This is a genomic window from Streptomyces umbrinus, assembly GCF_030817415.1.
Lineage (GTDB): Bacteria > Actinomycetota > Actinomycetes > Streptomycetales > Streptomycetaceae > Streptomyces > Streptomyces umbrinus_A.
Window position 1 is genome coordinate 7289526 of sequence record NZ_JAUSZI010000002.1, and the last position, 26147, is coordinate 7315672.

Annotated in this window: 24 protein-coding genes; 13 read left to right on the top strand and 11 right to left on the bottom strand. The window is 70.6% G+C overall.

Annotated elements, in window-relative coordinates; genetic code table 11:
- Positions 1 to 28: 28 nt before the first annotated feature.
- Entirely contained in the window at positions 29 to 1579 is a 1551-nt protein-coding gene (locus QF035_RS32240) for a PucR family transcriptional regulator (RefSeq protein ID WP_307523935.1), read from the bottom strand.
- Between the two features lie 152 nt (positions 1580 to 1731).
- Here QF035_RS32240 and QF035_RS32245 point away from each other — a divergent pair, with 152 nt between their 5' ends.
- The 3 genes from QF035_RS32245 to QF035_RS32255 all read left to right on the top strand — a co-directional run bounded on the left by QF035_RS32245 (position 1732) and on the right by QF035_RS32255 (position 4563).
- Entirely contained in the window at positions 1732 to 2586 is an 855-nt protein-coding gene (locus tag QF035_RS32245) for a chorismate synthase (protein ID WP_307523936.1), read from the top strand.
- Positions 2583 to 3692: an o-succinylbenzoate synthase gene (gene menC, locus QF035_RS32250; RefSeq protein WP_307523937.1), complete on the top strand. Its 1110-nt coding sequence runs from the start codon at positions 2583 to 2585 to the stop codon at positions 3690 to 3692. Before QF035_RS32245 ends, menC begins: the two co-directional genes overlap by 4 nt.
- Positions 3693 to 3771: 79 nt before the next feature.
- The gene (locus QF035_RS32255; RefSeq protein WP_307523938.1) at positions 3772 to 4563 is read left to right on the top strand and encodes a S16 family serine protease; all 792 of its coding nucleotides are present in this window, start codon (positions 3772 to 3774) and stop codon (positions 4561 to 4563) included.
- Positions 4564 to 4595: 32 nt separating this feature from the next.
- Here QF035_RS32255 and QF035_RS32260 read toward each other — a convergent pair whose 3' ends face one another.
- The 5 genes from QF035_RS32260 to QF035_RS32280 are packed head-to-tail and all read right to left on the bottom strand — an operon-like array spanning position 4596 to position 8863.
- Positions 4596 to 5564, bottom strand: a complete 969-nt coding sequence (locus tag QF035_RS32260) for a glycine betaine ABC transporter substrate-binding protein (protein ID WP_307523939.1) — start codon at positions 5562 to 5564, stop codon at positions 4596 to 4598.
- Complete coding sequence (locus QF035_RS32265; RefSeq protein WP_307523940.1) at positions 5561 to 6430, bottom strand: ABC transporter permease; 870 nt, start codon at positions 6428 to 6430, stop codon at positions 5561 to 5563. Before QF035_RS32265 ends, QF035_RS32260 begins: the two co-directional genes overlap by 4 nt.
- Positions 6427 to 7710, bottom strand: coding sequence for a betaine/proline/choline family ABC transporter ATP-binding protein (locus QF035_RS32270; protein WP_307523941.1), 1284 nt, complete (start codon positions 7708 to 7710; stop codon positions 6427 to 6429). Before QF035_RS32270 ends, QF035_RS32265 begins: the two co-directional genes overlap by 4 nt.
- Complete coding sequence (locus tag QF035_RS32275; protein WP_307523942.1) at positions 7703 to 8350, bottom strand: ABC transporter permease; 648 nt, start codon at positions 8348 to 8350, stop codon at positions 7703 to 7705. Before QF035_RS32275 ends, QF035_RS32270 begins: the two co-directional genes overlap by 8 nt.
- Before the next feature lie 39 nt (positions 8351 to 8389).
- A complete protein-coding gene (locus QF035_RS32280; RefSeq protein WP_055617039.1) occupies positions 8390 to 8863 on the bottom strand; it encodes an Lrp/AsnC family transcriptional regulator in 474 nt (157 codons plus the stop codon).
- Between the two features lie 122 nt (positions 8864 to 8985).
- On the opposite strand from QF035_RS32280, the gene hppD reads away from it, so the two are divergent.
- Positions 8986 to 10131: a 4-hydroxyphenylpyruvate dioxygenase gene (gene hppD / locus QF035_RS32285; protein ID WP_307523943.1), complete on the top strand. Its 1146-nt coding sequence runs from the start codon at positions 8986 to 8988 to the stop codon at positions 10129 to 10131.
- A 39-nt stretch (positions 10132 to 10170) separates the two neighbouring features.
- Here hppD and QF035_RS32290 read toward each other — a convergent pair whose 3' ends face one another.
- On the bottom strand, positions 10171 to 11628 hold the full coding sequence (locus QF035_RS32290) for a tetratricopeptide repeat protein (RefSeq protein ID WP_307523944.1): 1458 nt from the start codon (positions 11626 to 11628) through the stop codon (positions 10171 to 10173).
- A gap of 103 nt (positions 11629 to 11731) precedes the next feature.
- On the opposite strand from QF035_RS32290, the gene QF035_RS32295 reads away from it, so the two are divergent.
- Positions 11732 to 13147, top strand: coding sequence for an FAD-binding oxidoreductase (locus QF035_RS32295; protein WP_307531600.1), 1416 nt, complete (start codon positions 11732 to 11734; stop codon positions 13145 to 13147).
- A gap of 32 nt (positions 13148 to 13179) precedes the next feature.
- Here QF035_RS32295 and QF035_RS32300 read toward each other — a convergent pair whose 3' ends face one another.
- Positions 13180 to 13653, bottom strand: coding sequence for an SsgA family sporulation/cell division regulator (locus QF035_RS32300; RefSeq protein ID WP_307523945.1), 474 nt, complete (start codon positions 13651 to 13653; stop codon positions 13180 to 13182).
- 571 nt (positions 13654 to 14224) lie between these two features.
- Here QF035_RS32300 and QF035_RS32305 point away from each other — a divergent pair.
- Entirely contained in the window at positions 14225 to 15850 is a 1626-nt protein-coding gene (locus tag QF035_RS32305) for an RDD family protein (protein WP_307523946.1), read from the top strand.
- Positions 15851 to 15911: 61 nt separating this feature from the next.
- Positions 15912 to 16619, top strand: coding sequence for an RDD family protein (locus tag QF035_RS32310; protein WP_307523947.1), 708 nt, complete (start codon positions 15912 to 15914; stop codon positions 16617 to 16619).
- A gap of 102 nt (positions 16620 to 16721) precedes the next feature.
- On the opposite strand, the gene QF035_RS32315 is transcribed toward QF035_RS32310, so the two are convergent.
- Positions 16722 to 17018 (bottom strand): hypothetical protein, encoded by a 297-nt coding sequence (locus tag QF035_RS32315; RefSeq protein WP_307523948.1) that lies wholly within the window; start codon positions 17016 to 17018, stop codon positions 16722 to 16724.
- Between the two features lie 472 nt (positions 17019 to 17490).
- Here QF035_RS32315 and QF035_RS32320 point away from each other — a divergent pair, with 472 nt between their 5' ends.
- Both QF035_RS32320 and QF035_RS32325 read left to right on the top strand, forming a co-directional pair.
- Positions 17491 to 19857 carry an immune inhibitor A domain-containing protein gene (locus QF035_RS32320; RefSeq protein WP_307523949.1) on the top strand — a complete coding sequence of 789 codons (2367 nt, stop codon included), beginning with the start codon at positions 17491 to 17493 and terminating at the stop codon, positions 19855 to 19857.
- Between the two features lie 121 nt (positions 19858 to 19978).
- Positions 19979 to 20314 carry a hypothetical protein gene (locus QF035_RS32325; protein ID WP_189843439.1) on the top strand — a complete coding sequence of 112 codons (336 nt, stop codon included), beginning with the start codon at positions 19979 to 19981 and terminating at the stop codon, positions 20312 to 20314.
- A 115-nt stretch (positions 20315 to 20429) separates the two neighbouring features.
- Here QF035_RS32325 and QF035_RS32330 read toward each other — a convergent pair whose 3' ends face one another.
- Both QF035_RS32330 and QF035_RS32335 read right to left on the bottom strand, forming a co-directional pair.
- Positions 20430 to 21014, bottom strand: coding sequence for a nicotinamidase (locus QF035_RS32330; RefSeq protein WP_055617031.1), 585 nt, complete (start codon positions 21012 to 21014; stop codon positions 20430 to 20432).
- A gap of 255 nt (positions 21015 to 21269) precedes the next feature.
- A complete protein-coding gene (locus QF035_RS32335; RefSeq protein WP_307523950.1) occupies positions 21270 to 22598 on the bottom strand; it encodes a nicotinate phosphoribosyltransferase in 1329 nt (442 codons plus the stop codon).
- Positions 22599 to 22678: 80 nt separating this feature from the next.
- Between QF035_RS32335 and clpS the strand changes: the two genes are divergently transcribed.
- The 4 genes from clpS (at position 22679) to QF035_RS32355 (ending at position 26143) form a co-directional block, all read left to right on the top strand.
- Complete coding sequence (clpS, locus tag QF035_RS32340; RefSeq protein ID WP_189843437.1) at positions 22679 to 22996, top strand: ATP-dependent Clp protease adapter ClpS; 318 nt, start codon at positions 22679 to 22681, stop codon at positions 22994 to 22996.
- Positions 22997 to 23040: 44 nt separating this feature from the next.
- On the top strand, positions 23041 to 23646 hold the full coding sequence (locus QF035_RS32345; RefSeq protein ID WP_307523951.1) for a DUF2017 domain-containing protein: 606 nt from the start codon (positions 23041 to 23043) through the stop codon (positions 23644 to 23646).
- 496 nt (positions 23647 to 24142) lie between these two features.
- A complete protein-coding gene (locus tag QF035_RS32350; RefSeq protein ID WP_307523952.1) occupies positions 24143 to 25621 on the top strand; it encodes an amino acid permease in 1479 nt (492 codons plus the stop codon).
- 99 nt (positions 25622 to 25720) lie between these two features.
- Positions 25721 to 26143, top strand: a complete 423-nt coding sequence (locus QF035_RS32355; protein ID WP_307523953.1) for a M67 family metallopeptidase — start codon at positions 25721 to 25723, stop codon at positions 26141 to 26143.
- The last annotated feature ends 4 nt before the right edge of the window (positions 26144 to 26147 follow it).

Consider the following 26147-nt stretch of genomic DNA (forward strand, 5'->3'; position numbering starts at 1 on the left):
GATCACGTCCTGAGGCCCCGGCCGGGTGTCATGCCCTGAGCCCGGCCAGGGTCCTCAACTGCAGCCACAGCACCAGCCGTTCGTCGGGGTCGTCCAGGTCGATGCCGACGTGCTGCTGGGCCTGCCGCAGGCGGTAGCGGCAGGTGTTGGGGTGGACGGCGAGCAGTTTCGCCGCGCCCGCCATGTCGCAGCCGGCGTCGAACCAGCAGACGAGCGTACGGGCGTAGTCGGTGCCGTGCTCGGTGTCGTGCGCGAGGACGCGCCGCCACGAGCCCGCCGACAACTCCCGCCGCTCGCCGAGGAGTTCGGTGAGCCGCAGCAGGGTGACCCGCGGGCGCACCTCGTCGACCGCCGCGACCGGGAGCTCGGGGCCGAGCACGCGCAGCACCAGGTCCGCGTCGTCCCGGGACGCCATGACGTCCGCGAGCCCCGGCACGACCTCGCCGAGCCCGGCCCGCACCGGAACCCGCAGCGCCTGCCCCGCCCGCGCCACGATGTCCTCGGCCAGCCGCCGATGACGGGCCCCGCCCCGCTCGCCCACGGCGGGCAGCAGGGCGTACACGACCCCGTCCATCAGCACGCACACATGCCGCCCGTACCGCACCTCGCACTGCAGCCGTACGAGATCCAGGAGCCGCAGCGAGGTCTGCTCGCTGTCGTGCGCCGGCGTTCCGGAGCCGAGCACGAACGCCGCCACGCGCACCGGGCCCTCGCCGAGTCCCAGGCGGTGGGCGGCGGTCCCGGTCTCCGCCGTACCGTCGAGGAGCCGCCGCAGCAACTCCCCGTCCTGATGGCGGGCCAGTTCCTGGGCGGCCCGCGCCCGCAACAGCAGCAGCGCGGCCGTGGACGCCCCCTGCACGAGCGCCTGCTCGGCGTCCTCCGCCGGCGAACCGTCGTCCACCACCCACAGCGACCCGAGCGTCTCGCCCCCGGCGCGCACGGCGACCGCGAGGCGGGGCAGGTTCCCCTCGCCCAGCGCGGGCAGCCGCACCACGCCCCGCGCCGCGAACAGCACCCGGTACTGCTCCGAGTTCGCGGGGCTGCCCGGCACCTGGAGGCCCAGGATGCCCTGGCGGCGGTCCTCGTCGACGGCCTGGCCCGGGATGGTCGAGTACGCGAGGATCCGCTGGCGCGGGTCCTCGACGGCGGTGGCGCCGCCGACGGCCGTGGCGACGGCGTCCGCGAGCGCGAAGAGGTCCCCGAGGCCGTTCCCGGCGGGGGAGGGGCCGGCGCCGATCGCCGACGCCAGCAGCAGATGGGCGTGGTGCCAGGCCGCGTCCTCGTCGACGGAGAGCAGGGCCACACCCGCGGCCTCCGCCTCGGCGACGGGGCCGCCCGGGCCGCGTACGACGAGCCCGGTCATCCCCGCCTCCGCAGCCGCCCGGGCCAGCGGTCCGGCCGCCGCGGCCCGCACGCCGACCGCGAGCAGCAGCGCCCCCGGCGCGCTCGGCAGCGGCGCGTGGGCGTCGTACAGCAGTGCCTCGGTGACCGGTGCGGTGAGTCCGGCGGGTGCGGTGTGCAGGCGTACGGAGGGGCCGCCGATGACGTCCAGCAGGTCGCCGAGGGTGCAGGCGTCCATCGGGAGTCCTTCCGTCGTGGTCCGGCCGAGCCGCGGGCCCACCGTGCCTGTGGTCGGCCCGCGGTGGGCTTGGCCGATCTCCTCAGGAACGTACGCGGGTGTTGTCCGCTTGCACAACGTGGCCGTCGCGGTGGGCTCCGAGACTCGTTCCCATGACAGAGGTCAGCATCCGCACGGTCCACGACGTCACCGGTCTCGCCGCCGTGACCGACTTCTTCAGCGACGTCTGGCAGACCCCGCGCAGCACCCCGCCGTACCCGGCCGAGGTGCTGCACAGCCTCGTCCACGCGGGCGGCGCGGTGCACGCCGCGTACGACGGGAGCCGGCTGGCCGGGGCCTCCGTCGCCGTGTTCGGGCCGCCCGGGCAGCGGGACACGTACTCCCTGGTCGCCGCCGCCGACCCCGGGACCGGGCACGCGGTGAAGCAGGCCCAGCGGGCTTGGGCCCTGGAGCGCGGCGCACGCACCATGCGCTGGACCTTCGACCCGCTCGTCGGCCGCAACGCCCGCTTCAACCTGGTCAAGCTGGGCGCGGTCGGCACGGAGTACCTGGTCGACTTCTACGGACCGATGGCCGACGGCGTGAACGACGGCGACGAGAGCGACCGGCTGACCGTGACGTGGGACCTGGCGGAGCCCCGCCCCACCGCACGGGAGGAGGACCGCCTCGTACCGGCGGGGGAGGACCGCGCCACGGCCCCGGCCACCCATCGCGCCCCCGACGGGGACCCCCTCGCCCGGCGCGACCTGGCCGACCGCCGCGTCTGGTGCCGCGTGCCCGAGGACGTCGTCAAGCTCCGCGCCGCCGACCCCGCCCTCGCCCTGCGCTGGCGCCACGCCGTCCGCGAGGTCTTCACGGAGGCCTTCGCCGAGGGCTACACGGCCACGGCGATGTCCCGCGACGGCTGGTACACGCTGACCCGCACCGCCGATGAAGCCGCCGATGAGCTCGCGCCCGAAGAAGCCGCAGTCGAGGAAGTCCCCGCCGAGGAAGGCACCCCCGCATGAAGCTGGAACGCGTGGAGATCGTCCACATCGCACTGCCCCTCGTCACCCCGTTCCGCACGTCCTTCGGGACCATGACGACGAAGGACACCTTCCTCCTCCACGTCGTCACGGACGCGGCCGAGGGCTGGTCGGAGTTCGCCGCCGACCCCGAGCCGCTCTACTGCTCGGAGTTCGTGGCCGGCGCCGAGATCGTGCTCCGCGACTTCCTGCTGCCGCGCGCCGCCGCCCTCCCGGAACTCACCGTCGCGGCGCTCGCCCCCGCGCTGGCGAAGATCAAGGGCCACGAGCTGGCGAAGGCGGCGCTGGAGACGGCGGTCCTGGACGCCGAGCTGCGCGCGTACGGGATGCCGCTCGCGACCTACCTGGGTGCCGTGCGCGACCGGGTGCCGGCCGGTGTCTCGGTCGGCATCAAGGAATCCCTCGGGGAGCTGCTGGACGATGTCGGGCGCTACCTCGACGAGGGCTACGTACGCATCAAGCTGAAGATCGAACCCGGCTGGGACCTGGCCCCCGTACGAGCCGTGCGGGAGCGGTTCGGGGACCGGCTCCCCCTCCAGGCCGACGCCAACACGGCCTACACGCTCGCGGACGCCGAACACCTGGGCCTGCTCGACGAGTTCGGGCTCCTGCTCATCGAGGAACCCCTGGAGGAGAACAACCTCCACGCCCACGCCCGGCTCCAGCGGCGCATCGCGACCCCCGTCTGCCTCGACGAGTCCCTGCACAGTGCCCGCGACACCGCGTCCGCGATCGCGATGGACGCGTGCCGGGTCGTCAACGTGAAGCCCGCCCGGGTCGGCGGCTACCTCGAGGCCCGCCGCGTGCACGACGTCGCGCACGCGCACGGCGTCCCGGTCTGGTGCGGCGGCATGCTGGAGACGGGAATCGGCCGGGCCCCGAACCTGGCGCTGGCCGCCCTCCCCGGCTTCACCCTCCCTGGAGACACCTCGGCGTCCGGCCGCTACTTCGCCGAGGACATCACCGAGCCGTTCGTGCTGGAGGACGGTCATCTCCGGGTGCCGCGCACACCGGGCATCGGGACCGAGCCGCTGCCGGACGCCCTGCGGCGCTTCACCACGGCTCGCAGGGTGCTGCACGGAGCCTGACCGGGCCGCGGCGCCGACCGGTCGGCGCTGTCACCGGCCGGGCTCCGGCCGGAATTCGCCGTCGCGTTAGATTGATCCCGTGCTCTCTCGCCTCACGCGCCCCCAGGCCGTCGCCGTCTGCGCTCTTCCCGTCGTGGCCCTGCTCGCCACGGCGGTGTTCGCGCCGTTGCCGTTCTCGGTGGCCCAGCCCGGGATGACGGCGAACGTCCTCGGCGAGAACAAGGGTGACCCGGTCATCACGATCACCGGTGCGGACACCCACAAGACGCGCGGCGAACTGCGGATGACGACCATCGAGGCGACCGGCCCCGACCAGGACGTGAGCCTGGGGGACGTGCTCGACGGCTGGTTCCGTACGGATCAGGCGATCATGCCGCGCGACTCCGTGTACCCGAGCGGCGACAGCGTGAAGGAGATCGAGGAGCACAACGCCGAGGAGATGAAGAAGTCCCAGGACACCGCCACCGAGGCGGCCCTGAACCACCTCGGCGAGCAGTCGGACGACATCAAGGTCACCCTCAGGCTCGCCGATGTCGGCGGGCCCAGCGCCGGGCTCCTCTTCTCCCTCGGCATCGTCGACAAGCTGGACGGCGACGGCAGCGGCGGCGACCTCACGGGCGGCCGGGTCATCGCGGGCACCGGGACGATCGACGCCGACGGAAAGGTCGGCGCGGTCGGCGGCGTCGCCCTCAAGACGCAGGCCGCCCGCCGCGACGGCGCCACGGTCTTCCTGGTCCCGAAGGCGGAGTGCTCGGACGCCGAGTCGAACCTCCCGAAGGGGCTCCGCCTCATCCCGGTCACCACCCTGAAGGGCGCGATCGGCGCCCTGGTGGCCCTGGAGAAGGGCCAGGGCTCGGTCCCGAGCTGTTAGCCGAACCGGACCGCCCTCCGGAGAGCCCCCGCTCAGCCCTCCTTCACGAACCCCTCGTCCTTCATCCAGTCCAGCGCGACCGCGTGCGGGTCCTCCCCGTCCACGTCCACCCGCGCGTTCAACTCCTGCGCCACGTCGTTGTTCAGGCGTTTGGTGATCGGGTCGAGGACGGTCGCGATCGCCGGATACTTCTTCAGTGCCTTGGAGTTGATCTCCGGAGCCACGTTGTAGTTGGGGAAGAACTTCTTGTCGTCCGCCATCACCACCAGGTTCATCGACTTGATGCGCCCGTCGGTGGTGAAGACCTCCCCGTACGTGCAACTCCCCTTCGCCGCCTGGGTGTAGATGATCCCGGTGTCCATCTGCGTGATGTTCCCGGCGGGCAGCTTCATGCCGTACGCCTTCTCCATGCCCGGCAGCCCGTCGGCCCGGTTGGCGAACTCGCTCTCCACGCAGAGCGTGACCGCCTTCGGGTCGGACTTCGACAGCGCGGCCACGTCGGAGAGGGTCTTCGTGCCGTACTTCGTGAAGTTGGCCTGGTTCATGGCGAGGGCGTAGGTGTTGTTCAGCGCCGACGGGGGCAGCCAGGTCAGCCCGTTCTTCAGGTCGGCCTTGCGCACGGCCTCCCACTGCTTGCTCGGGTCGGTGATGGGATCACTGTTGCCCTGGTACGTGATCCAGGCGGTGCCCGTGTACTCGTACATGCCGTCCGCGTCCCCGCTCTTGACGGCCTCGCGGGCGCCGATGGAGCCCTGGATGCCCGTGCGGTCCAGCACGTCCGCGCCCGCCGCCTCGAAGGCGATGCCCATGATCGCGCCGAGGATCAGCTGCTCGGTGAACTCCTTGGACGTCACGGTGAGATCGGCGCCCTTGAGCGGCTTCCCCTGCCCGATCGAGCCGGGCTCCACGTCGTCGACCATGGGCGAGCCGCTGGTCAGCCCGCACCCGGCCGAGGCCGCCAGCATCGCCCCGGCGGCCACCAGACCCGTACGCCGTCTCATGTCCCCGCCTCCAACCCGCGCGGGCTGAGCAGGATTTCGGCCAGCGAGGCCAGCCAGTCGACCAGCAGGGCGAGGGACACGGTCAGGATCGAGCCGAGCACCAGGACCGGCATCCGCTGGTTGGTGATGCCGGTCGTGATCAGTACGCCGAGACCGCCGCCTCCGCCGAACGTGGCGAGGGTCGCCGTGCCCACGTTCAGGACGAGCGCGGTGCGGACGCCGGCGAGGATCAGCGGTACGGCGAGGGGCAGTTCGACACGGGTCAGTACTCCCACGGGCGACATGCCGATGCCTTCGGCGGCCTCCAGCAGCGTCGGATCGTTCGCCTTGAGCCCGGCGATCGTGTTCGAGAGGACCGGCAGGATGGCGTACGCGATGATGCCGATCAGCGCCGCCTTCTGGCCGATGCCCAGCCAGATCACGAGCAGTGCCAGCAGGCCGATGGCAGGGGTCGCCTGTCCCATGTTGGCGAAGGACATGGCGACCGGGGTCGCCTTGCGGAACGCCTTGCGGGTCAGCAGGATGCCCAGCGGGATCGCGATGATCAGCACGAAGAACGTGGAGATCACGGTCAGTTCGATCTGCTGCCGCAGCGCCTTCCACGCCTGGCCGCCCGACAGTGCGTTCTCCGAGAGCGGGTCCAGCTCCGCCTGCCGGAACCAGAGCCAGGTGGCGAGCAGCACGACGGTGAGCACGGCGGGCAGCAGGGTCAGCTTCTGCCAAGTCACCCTGGAGGCGCGGGACTTGCCGGGCGGGGAAGCCTTCGTCTCCTCGGACCCGGACGTCTCCTCGAACCCGGAGTCCGTCCCGGAGACCTCGCCGTCGGGGTCCGTCCCGGTGTCGTGGTCGGTCTCCGGGGCCCTCACGCCTTCGCCTCCCCGCCGGCGGTGCCCTCCTGCTCGTGATGGGTCTGCTCGGCGCGCGTCTCCTCCAGTTCGTGCTGGTGCTCGATCGCGTCGAGCCGGTCGGCCTCCAGCAGTTCGTGCACGGAGTTCATCAGCGTCTCCATGTCCACGACGCCGGTGTACTCCCCGCGCCGCCCCGTCACCACGACCCGCCCCGCGTTGTCGATGAGCACGGCCTCCAGGGCGTCCCGCAGCGTCGCGTCCCGGGTCACCGTGTCGTGCACCAGCGTGCCCGCCCGGGCCAGCGAGCCCTTGGCCCGCATCAGGTCCCCGCGGCGCAGCCACTTGTAGGGCCGTCCGCGCCGGTCGAGCAGCAGGATCTCGTTCGTACCGCTCGACCTGAGCTTGTTGAAGATCTCCTGGAGCGGGTCGTCGACGGTCACCGTCGGATAGTCGGTGATCTCCACATCCCGTACGCGTGACAGGTTGAGCCGCTTCAACGCGGCCCCCGCGCCCACGAAGCCGGACACGAAGTCGTCGGCGGGGTTGGTGAGGATCGCCTCCGGGGTGTCGAACTGGGCGATGTGCGACCGCTCCCGCAGCACGGCGATCCTGTCGCCCAGTTTGATCGCCTCGTCGAAGTCGTGGGTGACGAAGACGATGGTCTTGTGCAGCTCGTGCTGGAGCCGGATCAGTTCGTCCTGGAGGTGGTCGCGGGTGATCGGGTCCACGGCACCGAAGGGCTCGTCCATCAGCAGGACGGGCGGGTCGGCGGCCAACGCCCTTGCCACGCCCACGCGTTGCTGCTGGCCGCCGGAGAGCTGGCGCGGATAGCGGTCGTGGAACTCGCCCGGGTCGAGACCGACCAGATCCAGCATCTCCTCGACCCGGGCGTTGATCCGCGCCTTCGGCCACCCCACCATCCTCGGTACGAGGGCGATGTTCTGGGCGACCGTCATGTGCGGGAAGAGCCCCGAGGCCTGGATCGCGTACCCGATCTTGCGGCGCAGCTTCACCGGATCCATGTGGGTGACGTCCTCGCCACCGATCCTGATCCGTCCGCCCGTGGGCTCGATCAGCCGGTTGATCATCTTCAGGGTGGTCGACTTCCCGCACCCCGAGGGGCCGACGAAGACGACGAGTTCACCGGCGCCGATCTCCATGTTGACGCTGTCCACGGCGGGGTCGGAGCTCCCCGGGTACCGCTTGGTGAGGTTCTCCAGCTCGATGGTGGCGCCGGTGGTGGCGTTGGCGCCGGTCGTCGCGGCGGTGGCGGTCGCCGTGGTGGTCGGCTCAGGCACGGATCCCCCTCGGAATGGTCAGCCGCCCGATGAGGACGTACGCGGCGTCGAACAGCAGGGCCAGGACGATGATCCCGAGCGTGCCCGCGAGCACCTGGTTGAGCGCGTTCTTGCTGCCCAGGGAGGCGATGCCGCGGAAGATCTCGTTGCCGAGACCCGGTCCCGAGGCGTAGGCGGCGATCGCGGCGATCCCCATCAGCATCTGGGTGGAGACCCGGATTCCGGTCAGGATCGGCGGCCAGGCGAGCGGCAGTTCGACCCGCAGGAGCCGGGCGAGCCGCGACATCCCGATGCCGGTGGCCGCGTCGACGAGCGAGGGATCGACCCCGCGCAGCCCCACGATCGAGTTGCGCACGATCGGCAGCAGTCCGTACAGGGTCAGCGCGATCACCGTGGGCGGCACCCCCAGCCCCACGATCGGGATGAGCAGACCGATCATGGCGAGCGAGGGGATGGTCAGCAGGGTCGCCGTCGAGGTCGTGGCCAGACTCCCGGCCCACTCGCTCCGGTAGGTGACGACACCGACCACCACACCGATCAAGGTGGCGACGACCATGCACTGGAAGACGGCGCTGGCGTGCTGGTAGGCGTCGGCGAGGAGCTGCTGATGGCGACTGCCCAGGTACTCCCAGAAGCTCACCCGCTTTTCACCCCTGTCGCCTCAGCCATCACGGTCGCCTCAGTCGTCGTCCTCCGCGGCCTGCTCCACCAGCGGGATGATCCGCAGCGGCACGGGGTTCTCCATGACGATCGCCGTGGAGGCCCGGACGATGCCATCAAAACCGACAACCCGGTCGATCACCCGCTGAAGATCGGCGTTGGACCGGGCCACGAGCCGGCACAGCATGTCCCCGCCGCCCGTCGTCGTGTGCAGCTCCAGCACCTCGGGCACGGTCGCCAAGTGAGCCCGTACGTCCGTGCCTTGGCCCTGCCGGATCTGCAGCGTCGCGAAGGCGGTGACGGGATACCCGAGGGCCGCGGGATCCACCTGCGGCCCGAACCCCCGGATGACTCCATTCGACTGAAGCCGGTCGAGCCGCGCCTGCACGGTCCCGCGCGCGACCCCGAGCCGCCGGGACATCTCCAGCACGCCGATGCGCGGCTCTCGCGCGAGCAGCACCAGCAGCCGCCCGTCCAGATGATCGATCGCCATGCAGGCCTCCGCGGTGGTCATCCTGTACACAAAGCCCGAACCGGTAGGCCTTTCACTGAACATATTGCCCAGCAGATCCGCAAACTATTGCGCACCTTGCGGAAGGGAGAGAGCCTGCGGCCATGACTCAGACCACTCACCACACCCCCGAGACCGCGCGGCAGGCAGACCCCTTCCCGGTCAAGGGAATGGACGCGGTCGTCTTCGCCGTGGGCAACGCCAAGCAGGCGGCGCACTACTACTCCACCGCCTTCGGCATGAAGCTGGTCGCCTACTCCGGACCGGAGAACGGCAGCCGCGAGACCGCGAGCTACGTCCTGGAGAACGGCTCCGCCCGCTTCGTCCTCACCTCCGTCATCAAGGCCGCCACCCCCTGGGGCCACTTCCTCGCCGAACACGTGGCGGAGCACGGTGACGGCGTGGTCGACCTCGCCATCGAGGTCCCGGACGCCCGCGCCGCGTTCGCCTACGCCGTCGAGCACGGCGCCCGCCCGGTCACCGAGCCCTACGAGCTGAAGGACGAGCACGGCACCGTCGTACTCGCCGCCATCGCCACGTACGGCAAGACCCGCCACACCCTGGTGGAGCGCACGGGCTACGACGGCCCCTACCTCCCCGGGTTCACGGCCGCGGACCCGATCGTCGAGCCGCCCGCCCACCGCACCTTCCAGGCCATCGACCACTGCGTCGGCAACGTGGAACTCGGCCGTATGAACGAGTGGGTGGCCTTCTACAACAAGGTCATGGGCTTCACGAACATGAAGGAGTTCGTGGGCGACGACATCGCGACCGAGTACAGCGCCCTGATGTCGAAGGTCGTCGCCGACGGCACGCTCAAGGTCAAGTTCCCGATCAACGAGCCCGCCATCGCGAAGAAGAAGTCCCAGATCGACGAGTACCTGGAGTTCTACGGCGGCGCCGGCGTCCAGCACATCGCGCTCAACACGAACGACATCGTGGAGAGCGTACGGACCATGCGCGCGGCCGGCGTCCGGTTCCTCGACACCCCGGACTCCTACTACGACACCCTCGGCGAGTGGGTCGGAGACACCCGCGTCCCCGTCGACACCCTGCGCGAGCTGAAGATCCTGGCCGACCGCGACGAGGACGGCTACCTGCTCCAGATCTTCACCAAGCCGGTCCAGGACCGCCCGACCGTCTTCTTCGAGATCATCGAACGCCATGGCTCGATGGGCTTCGGCAAGGGCAACTTCAAGGCACTCTTCCAGGCGATCGAACGGGAGCAGGAGAAGCGCGGCAACCTGTAAGCGCCGCAGCCCGCAAGGCCGTTGGGGCACAGGGCGCTGTCACACGGGGCCCAGTGCCCCCAACGCCTCCTTCGCCGCCGGCACTCCCAGCGGCGAGAAGTACGGACTGATCCGCAGCGCCTCCTCCAGATGGCGGCGCGCGGGTCCCTCCCGCTTCAACTGCCGTTCGATCATGCCCCGGTGGTACGCGTAGGCCGCGCTGCGCACCGCACCCACGTGCCCCTTGTCGGTGGCCTTCGTGGCGAAGGCGAGCGCGTCCTCGTGCTGCCCGGCGCGATGCAGCGCCCACCCCAGCGCATCCGCGACCGCCGCGGAGGGATGCCGCTCCCACTCGTCCCGCAGCAACCGCACAGCGGCCTCCGGGGCGCCGTGGTCGGCCTCGAAGAGACCCGCCACGAGATCGGCGTTCACCCCGCCGGCGGTGCCCTCATGCACCCGCTCCCGCACCACGTCGTACTGGGCCCGCGCCTCGCCGCCAAGGCCCAGCGACTCGTACAACTCGCCCAGCTCCCACGCGTACCGGGGCAGCGCGCGCTTCTCCGAGGCGGCCCGGTACGCGCTCACAGCCTCCGAGGTCCGGCCCAGTGCGGCCAGCGCCCGGCCCTGTCCGGCGAGCGCGGCGTGCCCGTCGGGATCGGCCCGCACCGCGGCCTCGAAGGCGCGCAGCGACTCGGTGGGCTCCCCGCGCTCCCAGGCCAGCTCCCCGGCCCCGATGAGACAGTCCGCCCGCTCGGCCGGAGCGGAGGCGAGCGCCACCGCGTCGGAGAGCGCGGCGGCGGCGTCCTCGCGGAGGCCCTGGTCGCGGTACACGAGGGCGGCCAGCGTCAGCATCCGTGCCCTCGGCGCCGCCGCTCCCTTCAGCAGTCGGACGAGCCTGGCCAGCGCCTTGTCCGCGGCCTTGAACTCCCCGAGCCCCCGGTACGCGTCGATCAACGCCGGATAGGCCGTCCATCGCTTCGGCGAGGCAGCCACCGAGGCCTCGCCCCACTTCCGCGCCGCCCGGAAGTCGTGGCGGGCATTGGCGAGCGCGGCCAGACCGTCGAACGCCTCCACGTTCTTCTTCGGCTTCGCCCGCAACGACGTACGCAGCGCCTTCTCGGCCTTCGGGTAGAACCGCGCCTCGCCGGTCCGCTCACCCCGCTCCGCGTACGCCGCGCCGAGCACCGCCCACGACCGCACATCACCCGGACGGTCCCGCAGATGCGCCTCGCGGTCCCCGATCAGCGCGACCAGATCGGGCAGCGAGGCGGGCGCCCCGGCCCCGACGGCGGTCTCGGCCCGCGCCACGGGTCCGGGCGCGGGCGGCGGCCCGTCCGGCTCCGGGGGCGCCACCATCAGCACACCGCCCAGCACGGCACACCCCACGACGGCACATCCCACGACGGCACCGACGGGCGTCCACCTCTTGGCCGAACCACCCGCCGGACGGCTCACCGGGCCACCCGCCGGATCGCCCGCCGAACCCTCGGCCAGCTCTTTTCCCATGCCGCTCTCCATGCAGCTCACTGTGCGCCAATACGAAGAGCACACCCGGCCACCACCCCGGCGCGGAAAGCCCCTCGCGGGCGGGGTTCACACCGATGGCCCCGAGTGCGACGCTGTGATCATGAGCCGTATCGAAGCCCGTCCCGATGAAGACACCGTGGCGCCGGGCAGCCTCGCCGAACGTCTCCTCGCGGGCCTGCCGGACGAGGCGGTCCTCACCGACCCGGACGTCACCAGCTCGTACGCCAACGACATGGCCAGCTTCTGCGAGGCAGGCACCCCCGCCGTCGTGGTGCTGCCGCGCACCGTCGAGCAGGTCCAGCACGTCATGCGCGTCGCCACGGAACTGCGCGTCCCGGTCGTCCCGCAGGGCGCCCGTACGGGCCTGTCGGGCGCCGCCAACGCCTCCGAGGGCTGCATCGTGCTGTCCCTCGTCAAGATGGACCGCATCCTGGAGATCAGCCCCGTCGACCGGATCGCGGTGGTCGAGCCGGGCGTCATCAACGCCACGCTCTCCCGCGCCGTCAACGAACACGGCCTCTACTACCCGCCGGACCCCTCCAGCTGGGAGATGTGCACGATCGGCGGCAACATCGGCACGGCGTCGGGCGGCCTGTGCTGTGTGAAGTACGGGGTGACGGCCGAGTACGTCCTCGGCCTGGACGTGGTCCTCGCCGACGGGCGCCTGATGTCCACCGGCCGCCGCACGGCGAAGGGCGTCGCCGGATACGACCTGACCCGCCTCTTCGTCGGCTCCGAGGGCTCGCTCGGCATCGTCGTACGGGCCACCCTCGCCCTGAAGCCGCAGCCGCCCCAACAGTTGGTGCTGGCCGCCGAGTTCGCCTCCGCGGCGGCCGCCTGCGACGCGGTCTGCCGGATCATGGAGGGCGGCCATGTGCCCTCCCTCCTCGAACTCATGGACCGTACGACGGTGAAGGCCGTCAACGACATGGCGAACATGGGCCTGCCGGAGTCGACCGAGGCCCTGCTCCTCGCCGCCTTCGACACCCTCGACCCGGCCGCCGACCTGACGGCCGTGGGCGCACTCTGCGAGGCGGCCGGGGCCACGCAGGTCGTACCGGCGGACGACGCGGCCGAGTCCGAACTGCTGCTCCAGGCCCGCCGGTTGTCCCTCACCGGCCTCGAAGCGGTCAAGGGCACCACGATGATCGACGACGTGTGCGTACCGCGCTCCAAGCTCGCCGAGATGCTCGAAGGGGTCGACCGGATCGCCGAGAAGTACCAGCTGACCATCGGGGTCGTCGCACACGCCGGCGACGGCAACACCCACCCGACCGTCTGCTTCGACGCGGGCGACCCCGACGAGTCCCGGCGCGCCCGCGAGTCCTTCGACGAGATCATGGCCCTCGGCCTGGAACTCGGCGGCACGATCACCGGAGAGCACGGCGTGGGCGTCCTCAAGAAGGAGTGGCTGGCGCGCGAGATCGGCCCGGTGGGCGTGGAGATGCAGCGGGCGATCAAGACGGCGTTCGACCCGCTCGGCATCCTCAACCCCGGCAAGCTCTTCTGAGCCACCTCCTCGGCTTCTCGCGGCCCGCCGTCTCACTCCCCGTCCTTGGACTCGTCCGAGGGCCAGGGGTCGCGCAGCCAGAGGTCGTCGGCCGGGGTGGGCGCGAGCAGTTCGGCGAGGCCGTCGTCGATACCGAGCTGGTCGGCCTCGGTGCCCGGCGGGACCGCCCGCAGGGTGCGCTCCAGCCAGGCCGACACCTGCGCGGCGGGTGCTTCGAGCAGGACGTCCCCGTCGGGTGAACTGAGCGCCATCAGGACCACGCTCCGCCCGGCGACCTTCGTCGGCCACACCCGCACATCCCCGTGCCCGCACGGCCGGAACACCCCCTCCACGAGCAGCTCGCGCGCGAACGTCCAGTTCACGGGGTGGTCGGAGCCGATGTGGAAGGCGATGTGGACGGCGTACGGATCATCGGTGCGGTACCTCAGCCGGGCCGGGACCGGGATGCTGCGCTCGGGGGACAGGACCAGTTTCAGTTCGAGCTCGCGCTCCACCACGGTGTGCATGTCGTGCGTTTCCTCTCGTCCAGGGGCCCTGTGGGCGGGCCCGTACGAGTGGAGAGGGCGCGGGCCGCGAAGCATTACGCGGGTTCGCGGAAACTTTTTCCGAAGGCACCGGCACACGACCGCCAGACCCGATCAGCACAAGGCCGGCAGACGGTCGTCACCCGACCGGAAGCGGCCGGAAAACGTGGCGGAACCTTGCTCGAAGGGGGTAGGCACGCGAGGAGCGGCAGTGGTGCTTGCGCCGGTCTGGCTGTGTCTTTCCGGGGGCTGCTGACATCAGCGGCTACGCCGCGGGCCCCCGGGCCCCCAGCCGGAAAAGACGGCTGGACCGCGCTCGTAAGGGGGGCGGTGAGGCGGGAGCCGCCCAGAGGTGTGCGCCGGTCTGGCTGTGTCTTTCCGGGGGCTGCTGACATCAGCGGCTACGCCGCGGGCCCCCGGGCCCCCAGCCGGAAAAGACGGCTGGACCGCGCTCGTAAGGGGGGCGGTGAGGCCGGAGCCGCCCAGAGGTGTGCGCCGGTCTGATAGATGTGGACGCTCAACACGACCCCCGAGCAGATACGGGACGACGGACATGAGCGCCCCAACCCCGGCCCCCGGCGACGACAGGCCCCGCGAAGGGTATTACCCGGACCCTTCCATTCCCGGATATGTCCGGTACTGGAACGGTGCCTCGTGGGTGCCGGGCACCAGCCGGCCGGCGCCGTCCGGCGGCGAGCCGCTCTCGTCGCCCGCGGACGGACGGTCCGTGCCCGCCTCCACGGAGGAGACGGGACCGCACTTCTTCGACGAGGACCCGCCGGCCGCGAGCCCGTCGCCCGCCGACGCCCAGCACGGCAGCCGGCCCGAGCCCGCGACCGCTTGGGGCGCCGACCGCTCACGGCAGACCGGCTTCGGCGGCGACCCGGACCGCCGGATCCGCTGGGGCAAGCCCGATCCGCGCGTACCCACCGACCAGCCGGCCGAGTCCGCCGCGCCCTCCCTGCCGTCCCAGCCCGACGGCAGGTCGGACCACACGGACGGCGTGGCCACGTTCCACTCGTACGAGTCCGAGTCCGAGTCCCGGGCCGATACCGATACCGATTCCGGCGCCGGGTCCGACGGGGGCTCGGAGGCCCTCAAGCCGCCGGGCTCCGGAGGCTCGGTGGTCTTCCGCAGGCCCACCGGACCGGTACAGCCGACCGGAGCGGCGGGCTCCGCCCAATCCGGGGCCGCCGGGCCGGCCGGGGGAGCGGGCACGACAGGAGCCATGGGCGCCGGGCGCGCGCATGTCTCGGGCGGCGACCGTCCGGGCGGTGTCCCCGGCTCCCGCGAACCCCTCGCCTCCGAGGGCACGATGACGTTCAGGGCCGTACCGCGCGGGGGACAGCAGCGCGGGACGCAGCCCTCCGCGGCCCAGTCCGAGGCGGCCCGGGCGGCCGAGGCCCAGGCCCAGGCCGGCCCCGCACAGGCGGCCTCCCAGGGCCCCGCAGCCGCATTCCCGGCCGCCCCCGCGACCCCGCAGCAGTCCGTGCAGCAGTCCGCCCCTCAGCAGTCCACTCCCGGTGCCCCTCCGCAGTCCGGCTCCGGTGCCCCCATGGCCGCCGGTGCCGGCGGCGGGCAGCCCTCCTGGGCCCAGCAGGTGCACCGCCTGGCCGGGCCGGACGAGGACAAGCCCGTCGTGCCGTGGAAGCCGGTGCGGGAGGACCCGTTTCAGGCGGCGGCCCGCTCGCAGGCGAACGCGCGCCCGGCGGGACTCGGCAAGCGCTTCGCGGCCAGGCTCGTGGACACGATCGTGCTGGCAGCCGTCACCGGCGCGGCCGCTGTTCCGCTGGGCACCAGGGCCCTCGATCACGTCAACGAGAAGATCGACGCGGCCAAGCTGTCGGGTGAGACCGTCACGGTCTGGCTCATTGACGGCACCACCGCGGTCTACCTCGGCATCATCGTCGCCGTACTGCTCCTCTTCGGTGTCCTCTACGAGGCGCTGCCCACCGCCAAGTGGGGCCGCACCCTCGGCAAGAAGCTGTGCGGTCTCCAGGTGCGGGACATCGAGGGCGGCGACCCGCCGTCGTTCGGTCTGGCGCTGCGCCGCTGGCTCGTCTACAGCGTTCCCGGCCTTCTCGCCATCGGTGTCCTGGGTGTCCTGTGGGGCGCGTTCGACCGCCCGTGGCGCCAGTGCTGGCACGACAAGGCGGCTCACACATTCGTCGCGGGCTGACCGGTCCCCCGGACGGCCGCCCCCCATTGCGCAGTCGGGGGGTTCGCGGTCGACTCGGGATATGACCACCGAGCCGCCGCCCCCGTCGGATGATGATCCGTTCAAGAAGAAGCCGCCGGACGAGGGCTCGTCCGGACAGCGGCCGCCACCCGGCGAGGGCCCGCCGTTCGACCCCTCCCACGGCAACGAGCCCCCGCCGGGCACCGGTTCCCCGTACGGCGCCACCCCGCCGCCCCCGCCCTACGGCGGCGGCGACCCGTACGGCAGCGGTGGTGGTGACCCGTACGGCGGCGGCCCGTACGGCAACGACCCGCTGGCAGGGATGCCTCCGCTCGCCGACAGCGGCAAGCGCACGCTCGCGCGGATCATCGACATGATCCTCGTCGTCATCGTGGTGTGGCTGGTGACGTGGGCCTTCAACGTCAATGAGTACGACGTGGACACGGACAAGATCGACTACGGCAGGTCGTTCGGACAGTCGCTGATCGCCGCGGTGCTCTACGTCGGCTACGACACCGTCATGACCGTCAGGGCGGGGCAGACCCTCGGCAAGAAGTGGCTGCACCTGCGGGTGGCGAACCTCGACAACGGCGCCACGCCCTCCGTGCAGACCTCGCTGGTCCGCGCGCTGGTCCTGTGGCTGCCGTTCGCGTTCTGCTGCGCGTGCATCTGGACCGCGATCGCGGGCGGCTGGAGCTTCTTCGACAAGCCCTACAAGCAGGGCCTGCACGACAAGGCGGCCAAGACGGTGGTGGTCAGCACGGGCTGAGTTCCACAGGAGTCAGCGCGGGCTGAGTCCACAGGCGGCGCAGACGACCGGCGGGTCCGTGGTCAACGGGCCCGCCGGTTCGCGTGGTCGGTCGGAGTGGGCTCAGGCGCGCTCGCGGACCGGCTCGGGCGCGCTGGCGGCCGCGACGGTCTCGCGCCGCACCGGGAAACGGCGTTCCGAGAGGGTGACGGACGCGGGCCGGGCAACGGTCGCCGCCGGCGCGGCCGGCTTCGGTACGGGAACCGTCATGGCCACGAGGAGGCCGAGCACGAGGGCGGAGAGCGCTATCACCACGACTCCCAGGCCCGAACTCGTCTGTGACAGCAGCAGCATGGCGAGCGTGGAGAAGATCACGGTGCAGGAACCGTAGGCGAGCTGTGCGGCGGTCGGACGAGGCATGGCTATTCCGATCCTCGGGGTGGGGGTCTCCCCCCGTGCCTCTCGCGATGGGGGAGGGTGCGGATAAGAATCTGGGGTTCGACAACGGTGTCCGGTTGGCAAACCACCGGAAATCCGGCGAGCCGCCAACCGACTCTAATCGGCTGTCTGCCCGAGCGGAACGAGCAGTAAGCGTGACCTAACCCACGGCGCCGGTGCACAGGGGGCGCACGGAGTCATGGCGTCCATCAAGTGGACGTTCGAACGCGCCTGTTGAGTCGTACACCGTTCCTCCGTGAGCGGACGGATGTCCGCGCGCGGCGCACGACCGCCGGTGCATAGCCCACTTGACCTGTTCAAGTCAAGGTCTGTCTTTTCTCCTGTAACTCCGATCGAATGTCGTCACTTGTGACGCGCATAGAGCGCGCGCGGACTCCATGACCTGGACACCCCTCCATTCCGCGCGCCCGGGCGCGGGGGAGGACTGCATCAAGTGACCAGCAGACCATGGACGTTCAGAGCAGCCGCGGTGGGTGTGTCGCTCGCAGCGGCCGCTGCCACGTTCTCGACCTTCGCGGTGGCGCAGGCCGCTGCCGGCGATCAGCCGGCCGCGGCGGCGGGCCGTCAGGATCCGGCCGCGAACCGGCAGGACCCGGCGCGCGCCGAGAACAACACCGATCGCGAGCACGACCTGAAGGGCCCGCTGACCGAACGTCAGGAGGCCCAGCGCGAAGAGGCGCTCAAGCAGGTCATATCCGGCGACGCCACCGTCAAGAACCGCGGTGGCTCGCAGGTCGTGAAGCTCCAGGACGGCAAGTACGTGGAGCTCGGCCGGGAGAAGACCGACCAGATCTTCACGATCCTCGTGGAGTTCGGCGACAAGACGGACCCCCGCTACGGCGGCACCCCGGGTCCCCTGCACAACCAGATAGCCGAGCCGGACCGTGCCGAGGACAACAGCACGGCCTGGCAGGCGGACTACAACAAGAAGCACTTCGAAGAGCTCTACTTCGGCACCGGCAAGGGTGTCGAGTCGATGAAGAAGTACTACGAGAAGCAGTCCTCGGGCCGCTACTCCATCGGCGGCGCGGTCTCCGACTGGGTCAAGGTGCCCTACAACGAGGCCCGTTACGGCTCCAACAAGTGCGACCCCGACACCTGCGCCTGGAACGCCGTCGCCGACGGTGTCACCGCCTGGGCCGACGCCCAGAAGGCGGCCGGCAAGTCCGACGCCGACATCAAGTCCGAGCTGGCCGCCTACGACAAGTGGGACCGCAACGACTTCGACGGCGACGGCAACTTCAACGAGCCCGACGGCTACATCGACCACTTCCAGATCGTGCACGCCGGCGAGGACGAGTCCGCGGGCGGCGGCGCCCAGGGCGAGGACGCCATCTGGGCCCACCGCTGGTACGCGTTCGGCACGGACGCCGGCGCCACCGGCCCCACGGGCAACAAGATGGGCGGGGCGCAGATCGGCACCTCCGGCATCTGGGTCGGCGACTACACGATCCAGCCGGAGAACGGCGGACTCGGCGTCTTCGCCCACGAGTACGGCCACGACCTCGGTCTGCCGGACCATTACGACACCACCAACACCGCCGAGAACTCGACGGGGTTCTGGACGCTGATGTCGTCCGGCTCCTGGCTCGGCGAGGGCAAGAACACCATCGGTGACCTGCCCGGTGACATGACCGCCTGGGACAAACTCCAGCTCGGCTGGCTGAAGTACGACACGGCCAAGGCCGCGACGCGCTCCACCCACAAGCTGGGCGTGGCGGAGTACAACACCAAGAACGCCCAGGCGCTGGTGGTCGAACTGCCGGAGAAGGAGGTCACCAACCCGGTGGTCACCCCGGCTCAGGGTGCCACCCAGTGGTGGAGCGGCAGCGGTGACGACCTCAAGAACACGCTGACCCGTTCCGTCGACCTCACCGGCAAGTCCTCGGCCACGCTGACCCTCGACGGCTGGTACGACATCGAGACCGACTTCGACTACCTCTACACCGAGGTCTCGACCGACGGCGCCAACTGGACGCCGCTGGACGGCACGGTCGACGGCGCGGCCCTCCCGCGCGACGGCAGCGGCAAGCCCGCACTGACCGGCACCGTGGACGCGTACAAGAAGCTCTCGTTCCCGCTCGACGCTTACGCGGGCAAGAAGTTCGACCTCCGCTTCCGCTACCAGACCGACGGCGGGGTGGCCCAGAAGGGCTTCGCGGCCGACGTGATCACGGTGACGGCCGACGGTTCGCCGGTCTTCTCGGACAACGCCGAGACCGCCGACGCCGCCTGGAAGGCCACCGGCTTCTCCCGCATCGGCGCGGCCGTCACGGACGACTACGCGCAGTACTACATCGCCGAGAACCGCCAGTACGTGTCGTACGACAAGACCCTCAAGTCCGGCCCGTACAACTTCGGCTTCTCGACCACGCGCCCGTCCTGGGTGGAGCACTTCCCGTACCAGAACGGTCTGCTGATCTGGAAGTGGGACACCTCCCAGAACGACAACAACGTCAGCCAGCACGCGGGCTCCGGTCTGCTGCTGCCGGTGGACGCCCACCCGAAGCCGCTGAAGTGGTCCGACGGCACGCTGATGCGCACCCGCATCCAGTCGTACGACTCGCCCTTCAGTACCTACCGGACGGACGCCCTCAAGCTGCACAAGGCGGACGTCGCCACGAAGATCCCGTCGCTTCCGGGCAACCGGATCTTCAACGACCACACGAACACGTACTACGACGAGACCAGCCCGACCTCCGGTGTCCGCGTCACTGACACCAACACCAAGATCGCGATCGTCAAGGAGCCGCGCGACGGCTCGACGATCACGGTGAAGGTCTCGGCCGCGACGAAGTAAAAGGCATTTCCGCAGGTCAAACCATGATCGGCCGCAACCCTCTGGCGGGTTGCGGCCGATCGTGTTTAGGTGCGTGCTGTGACTCTCTTATTGACACTGGTTCTCACGGGGGTGTGACTGCATGGCCGCAGGAGGTTTCTGCAAGCTGCCGAACGGCACGGTGGTGGTGGCGTTGAACCTGCCCCGACCGCCCGCCGCGGGCAGCGGCTCGGTACGCGTGCTCGTGCACGCCCAGAACCGCGCCCGCGCCCTGACGCGGCTGCGGAACCTGGGCATGCGGGCGGTGTACCTGCGCGGCAACGCGGAGCCCCCGACCCCGGACGAGATCACCGCGGTCCTGCACCATCCCGACGGCCTCATATGGCGCACGGCACCCGGTGCGGACGCCTGCGCGGCCGAGCTCTGGCACCCGATCCGGGCGCTGATGCGGCGTACGGCTACGCCGCAGGGGTTCTGAGTAGTCGGCCGGCGTTCGGTGCTTGCCTGGGGGTTCGTCGTGGCTGGTCGCGCCCACGCGGCGGAGCCGCAAATGTCACAGCCCCGCGCCCCTGAAGGGGCGCCGGGTCTCTGGTCTAGACCACCGGCTTGCCGCTCAGTTCCACGCCTGCGGCGCTCAGCTCCTCCAGGGCGCGCTCGGTGGTCTCCTCGGCCACGCCGGCCGTGAGGTCGAGCAGGACCTGCGTGCGGAAGCCCTCGCGGGCCGCGTCCAGGGCGGTGGCGCGGACGCAGTGGTCGGTGGCGATGCCCACCACGTCGACCTCGGTGATCTCGCGGGCGCGCAGCCAGTCGCCCAGCGTCACGCCGTTCTCGTCGGCGCCCTCGAAGCCGCTGTACGCCGCCGCGTACGCCCCCTTGTCGAAGACGGCGTCGATCGCGCCGGAGGCGACCACCGGGGCGAAGTTCGGGTGGAAGCCGACGCCCTCGGTGCCCGCGACGCAGTGCGCGGGCCAGGAGTGGACGTAGTCGGGGTTGTCGGCGAAGTGGCCGCCGGGGGCGATGTGGTGGTCGCGGGTCGCCACGACGTGGCGGTAGCCGGCGGGGGCCTGCCCGATCAGCTCCGTGATCGCGGCGGCGACGTCGGCTCCGCCGGACACGGCGAGGCTGCCGCCTTCGCAGAAGTCGTTCTGCACGTCTACGACGATCAAGGCGCGGCGCATGTCGGTGTCCTTCTGCGAGGCGCTCCGCGGGGGAGCGGTTCGTAGTCTGCGGGTGTGTGGGGGCTGGTCGCGCAGTTCCTCGCGCCCCTTGACAGGGGCGCCTCTGCGGAACCGAGCCTAGAGAGTTCGCGGGCATGGCGGGAGGGTTGCAATTGTTGCCGTTGCATTCCCGCTCCTCGTCCGTTCATGCCCGTTCGGGCTCGGGGTGGCCTGAGGTGGGCCCCAGGGTGCTGCCCGGATCCGGTCCCACGTGGCTCATACGTACTCGGTCGGAATGACGGCTTCCCCGCGGGAGAGCTGGGTCGCCGAGAGGGGCAGGTTCGCGCGGGCCGCGGCGTGCCGGTCGCGTACGACGTCCAGGGGCTCGCGGGCGAGGACCTGGCCGCCCTTGACGAGCTCCACCAGGAGCTGACGGTCGCTGAGCTCGGCCGGGACGGCCCCGAGGCCGATCACCTCGGCCTCGGCGACCCCGTACGCGTCGAGCCGCCGCGCGGCCCATTTGCGACCGCCGATGGACGTCTTGCCGCCCGTCGACTTCTTCGCCACCGGAACGAGCGGAGCCTTCGGGTCCGCGGACTCGGCACGGGCGACGAGCTTGTAGACCATCGAACATGTCGGATGGCCGGATCCCGTCACCAGCTGGGTGCCCACGCCGTACGCGTCCACGGGCGCCGCGGCCAGCGAGGCGATCGCGTACTCGTCCAGGTCCGAGGTCACGATGATCCGGGTGTTCGTGGCGCCCAGCTCGTCCAGCTGCTGGCGTACCCGGTGCGCCACGAGCAGCAGGTCACCGGAGTCGATGCGGACGGCTCCGAGCTCGGGCCCGGCCACCTCGACGGCCAGCCGGACGGCCTCGGCGACGTCGTACGTGTCGACGAGCAGTGTCGTGCCCCGGCCGAGCGAGTCGACCTGGGCCTGGAAGGCGTCCCGCTCGTTGTCGTGGAGGAGCGTGAAGGCGTGGGCGCTGGTGCCGACGGTCGGGAGGCCGTAACGGAAGCCCGCGGCCAGGTCGGAGGTGGTCGTGAAGCCACCGACGTACGCCGCCCGGGACGCCGCCACCGCGGCCAGCTCGTGCGTGCGGCGCGCGCCCATCTCGATCAGCGGGCGCTCCCCGGCGGCCGAGGCCATCCGGGAGGCGGCGGCCGCGATCGCCGAGTCGTGGTTGAGGATGGAGAGGATCACGGTCTCCAGGAGCACGCACTCCGCGAAGGAGCCCTCGACCCGCAGGATCGGCGACCCCGGGAAGTACACCTCGCCCTCGGGGTAGCCCCAGACGGCGCCGCCGAAGCGGTAGGAGGCCAGCCATTCGAGGGTCGGCTCGTCGACCACGCGGCGCTCGCGCAGGAAGCCGAGGACGTCCGCGTCGAAGCGGAAGTTCTCGATCGCGTCGAGCACCCGTCCGGTCCCCGCCACGACGCCGTAGCGGCGGCCCTCGGGCAGCCGGCGTGTGAAGACCTCGAAGACCGAGCGCCGGTCGGCGGCCCCGCCCTTGAGGGCGGCCTGCAGCATGGTCAGCTCGTAGTGGTCCGTGAAGAGCGCGGTGGAGGGAACATCAACCGGCAGCCCTAGGTCCGCAGTGTTCATGGCAAAGGATGGTACTCCCTATCTCGTCACTCTGACGATTTGTGGGCTCGTTTGGCCGGGCACCCACCTGTGGTGGCAGCATGGGCCGTGTGACGGCTCCCGCACCCCTAGAGACCGAAAAAACCGAGTCGGCGGAGGAGGTCTTCGCCGTACCCGAGCCCGACGTCCCCTGGGTGACCATCGTCCACAACGACCCGGTCAACCTGATGAGCTACGTGACCTACGTCTTCCAGACGTACTTCGGCTACCCGAAGGACAAGGCCACCAAGCTGATGCTCGACGTCCACCACAAGGGCCGGGCCGTGGTCTCCAGCGGCACGCGCGAGGAGATGGAACGCGACGTACAGGCCATGCACGGCTACGGTCTGTGGGCCACCCTCCAGCACGACCGGAAATAGAGTTCCCCGACGCCCGCGCAGTACTGGAAGTAGCGACGCACCTGATGCCAGGACACTTCGAACCGCTCCCCGGCGGCGGCGCGGCCGTCGCGCTCGACGAGGTCGAGATCTCCATCATCCGCTCCCTCGCCGTACAGCTCCTGGAACTCATCGGACCGGGACCGGGTGAGGACGCCTCCGACGACCCGCTCGCCGAGCTGTTCGCGGAGGGCCCGAGCGAACCGCCCTCCGATCCCGTGCTGAAACGGCTCTTCCCCGACGCGTACAGCGGGCCCGACGTCGAGGCCGACTCACCCGAACAGGCCGAGGAGCAGCGCTCGTACTCCGCGGAGTTCCGCCGCTTCACCGAGAACGACCTGCGCGCGGCCAAGCGGGAGAACGCGCTCACGGTGATCCGCTCCCTGGACACGCTCTCGACCGTGGGGGAGGGCGGCGCGGTCCTCAAGCTCTCCGCCGAGGAGTCCGAGCAGTGGCTGCGCGCCCTCAACGACCTGCGCCTGGCCATCGGATCGCGCCTCGACGTCGTCGACGAGGAGGACACCGACCTCCTCTACCGGCTGCCGGACGAGGACCCGCGCAAGCCGATGGTGATGGCGTATCTGTGGCTGGGCGGGCTCCAGGAGACGTTGGTTGAAACGTTGATGTCCTGACATATTTCGTTCGCTCAGCGGACGCTCAAATCCGAATAACGATCCCGTCACCGTGACCGCGCCCTATGGGGCGCGGTCCGACTTTTGTCCGGTTCTCCCTGTGGTGTGCGCTACACGCGCCTCAGGTGATCAGCGTTGCGGCCGTGATAAATCTTCACGACCGCCCGGCGGGACGCCACCCATGTCCCCGTCGGGTGCGCCACCGTCGGCGGATCGCCGACCAGGCACTGAGCGGTCTCGGGGGTGTGAGGCACGCCCCCGCGCCGCCCGGCACGGCACCTCGCCGCACCGCCGGAAAACCCAAGTACGTCCAGTACGAGGGCTTCCCGGCGGCACGCCGATGCACCGCACCGGACGACGCGGAAACGCACCCCACACCCCCGAGCCCGCTCAGCGGGCTCGGGGAGCCCGCTCAGCTCCATTCAATCCGGGGGGATCGGGACCCGATCCGGAGCCGACGACGGCTCGGATCGGCATGGAGAAAGGCGCATCAGACATGACCTCGGTGCAGGTCGGCAAGAACGACGACGGGCACGACCGCAAGGGTGTCGTGGGCAGCGAAGCCCCCGGAGAGGGGCACGCCCCCGAAGAGGGCTACGAACGCGGCCTCAACAGCCGTCAGGTCCAGATGATCGCGATCGGCGGCGCCATCGGCGTCGGCCTCTTCCTGGGGGCCGGGGCGAACATCGCCAAGGCGGGCCCCAGTCTCATCCTCATGTACGCCCTCGCGGGCGTCATCATCTTCTTCATCATGCGGGCCCTCGGAGAGCTCCTGCTCTACCGTCCGGTCTCGGGCTCCTTCGCGGAGTACTCCCGCGAGTTCCTCGGCCCGTTCTTCGGCTACTTCACCGGCTGGACGTACTGGCTGATGTGGGTCGTCACCGGCATGGCGGAACTCACCGCCGCCGCGATCTACGTCAACTACTGGTTCCCGGCGATCCCGCAGTGGGTCACCGCCCTGGTCTTCCTGCTGGTCCTCTTCGCGGCCAACCTGATCTCGGTGAAGCTCTTCGGCGAGATCGAGTTCTGGTTCTCGATGGTCAAGGTCACCGCCCTCATCGGCATGATCGTGATCGGCCTGGGCGTCCTCACCTTCGGCTTCAGCTCCGCGGGCGACTCGGCCGCCGTCTCCAACCTCTGGGCCTTCGACGGCTTCTTCCCCAAGGGCATCGGCTCGTCCCTGATGACCCTGCAGGGCGTGATGTTCGCGTACCTCGCAGTCGAACTCGTCGGCGTCACCGCCGGTGAGTCCGAGAACCCCGAGAAGACCCTCCCCAAGGCCATCAACACCCTGCCCTGGCGCATCGCCCTCTTCTACGTCGGCGCCCTCACCGTCATCCTCTGCGTCGTGAAGTGGACCGAGTTCGCACCGGGGGTCAGCCCCTTCGTGGAAGCCTTCGCGAAGATCGGCATCCCGGCGGGCGCGGGCATCGTGAACTTCGTCGTCCTGACGGCGGCCCTGTCCTCCTGCAACTCCGGCATGTACTCCACCGGCCGCATGCTGCGCACCCTGGCGGACAACGGAGAGGCCCCCAAGGTCTTCAACAAGCTGTCGTCCACCAAGACGCCCGCGCTCGGCATCACCGTCTCCATGCTCTTCATGGGCATCGGCGTGATCCTGAACTACATCGTCCCGGAGAAGGCCTTCGGCTACGTCACCTCGGTGGCCACCGCGGCCGGCATCTGGACCTGGCTGATGATCCTGGTCAGCCACATCCTGTACCGCCGCGCGGTCGACGCCGGGCGCCTGCCCGCCTCGTCCTTCCCGGCCCCGGGCGGCTCGAAGCTCAGCTGGGTCGCGGTCGTGTTCCTGCTCTTCGTCACCTGCCTCATCGCGTACGACGCCGACTCCCGCGTCTGCCTCTACGTGATGGCCGGCTGGGCGGCGGCACTGGGCATCGGCTGGGCCGTACTGAAGTCGCGGAACCCGGAGGTCACGGAGCGCCGCGACCCGGAGTTCGAGAAGATCGGCTGACGGACCTCACGCAGAACATGTAGGGCTCGTGGCCCAGCATGTGGGCCTCCCCGTACCACCCCTCGGTACGGGGAGGCCCTTCTGCTTATCCTGACGACCATGCTGACCATCACCCAGGCCCTCGTCGACCAGATCGTCGCGCACGCGCGCCAGGACCACCCCGACGAGGCGTGCGGCGTGGTCGCCGGCCCGGAGGGCACCGGCCGCCCCGAGCGGTTCATCCCGATGCTCAACGCCGCGCGCTCGCCCACGTTCTACGAGTTCGACTCCGGCGACCTCCTCAAGCTCTACCGCGAGCTCGACGACCGCGACGAGGAACCGGTCGTCATCTACCACTCCCACACGGCCACCGAGGCGTACCCCTCCCGCACCGACATCTCGTACGCGAACGAGCCCGGCGCGCACTACGTCCTGGTCTCCACGGCGGACGCCGACGACGCCGGACCCTTCCAGTTCCGCTCGTTCAGGATCCTGGAGGGCGAGGTGACGGAGGAGGAGGTCACGATCGTGGAGGCGTACTGATCCC

Bases quoted from the DNA above. Each gene is read 5' to 3' on its own strand.
- QF035_RS32240 (WP_307523935.1), bottom strand. From the start codon at position 1,579: ATGGACGCCTGCACCCTCGGCGACCTGCTGGACGTCATCGGCGGCCCC.
- QF035_RS32245 (WP_307523936.1), top strand. From the start codon at position 1,732: ATGACAGAGGTCAGCATCCGCACGGTCCACGACGTCACCGGTCTCGCC.
- menC (WP_307523937.1), top strand. From the start codon at position 2,583: ATGAAGCTGGAACGCGTGGAGATCGTCCACATCGCACTGCCCCTCGTC.
- QF035_RS32260 (WP_307523939.1), bottom strand. From the start codon at position 5,564: ATGAGACGGCGTACGGGTCTGGTGGCCGCCGGGGCGATGCTGGCGGCC.
- QF035_RS32280 (WP_055617039.1), bottom strand. From the start codon at position 8,863: ATGGCGATCGATCATCTGGACGGGCGGCTGCTGGTGCTGCTCGCGCGA.
- hppD (WP_307523943.1), top strand. From the start codon at position 8,986: ATGACTCAGACCACTCACCACACCCCCGAGACCGCGCGGCAGGCAGAC.
- QF035_RS32290 (WP_307523944.1), bottom strand. From the start codon at position 11,628: ATGGAGAGCGGCATGGGAAAAGAGCTGGCCGAGGGTTCGGCGGGCGAT.
- QF035_RS32300 (WP_307523945.1), bottom strand. From the start codon at position 13,653: ATGCACACCGTGGTGGAGCGCGAGCTCGAACTGAAACTGGTCCTGTCC.
- QF035_RS32305 (WP_307523946.1), top strand. From the start codon at position 14,225: ATGAGCGCCCCAACCCCGGCCCCCGGCGACGACAGGCCCCGCGAAGGG.
- QF035_RS32310 (WP_307523947.1), top strand. From the start codon at position 15,912: ATGACCACCGAGCCGCCGCCCCCGTCGGATGATGATCCGTTCAAGAAG.
- QF035_RS32315 (WP_307523948.1), bottom strand. From the start codon at position 17,018: ATGCCTCGTCCGACCGCCGCACAGCTCGCCTACGGTTCCTGCACCGTG.
- QF035_RS32325 (WP_189843439.1), top strand. From the start codon at position 19,979: ATGGCCGCAGGAGGTTTCTGCAAGCTGCCGAACGGCACGGTGGTGGTG.
- QF035_RS32330 (WP_055617031.1), bottom strand. From the start codon at position 21,014: ATGCGCCGCGCCTTGATCGTCGTAGACGTGCAGAACGACTTCTGCGAA.
- QF035_RS32335 (WP_307523950.1), bottom strand. From the start codon at position 22,598: ATGAACACTGCGGACCTAGGGCTGCCGGTTGATGTTCCCTCCACCGCG.
- clpS (WP_189843437.1), top strand. From the start codon at position 22,679: ATGGGCCGTGTGACGGCTCCCGCACCCCTAGAGACCGAAAAAACCGAG.
- QF035_RS32345 (WP_307523951.1), top strand. From the start codon at position 23,041: ATGCCAGGACACTTCGAACCGCTCCCCGGCGGCGGCGCGGCCGTCGCG.
- QF035_RS32350 (WP_307523952.1), top strand. From the start codon at position 24,143: ATGACCTCGGTGCAGGTCGGCAAGAACGACGACGGGCACGACCGCAAG.
- QF035_RS32355 (WP_307523953.1), top strand. From the start codon at position 25,721: ATGCTGACCATCACCCAGGCCCTCGTCGACCAGATCGTCGCGCACGCG.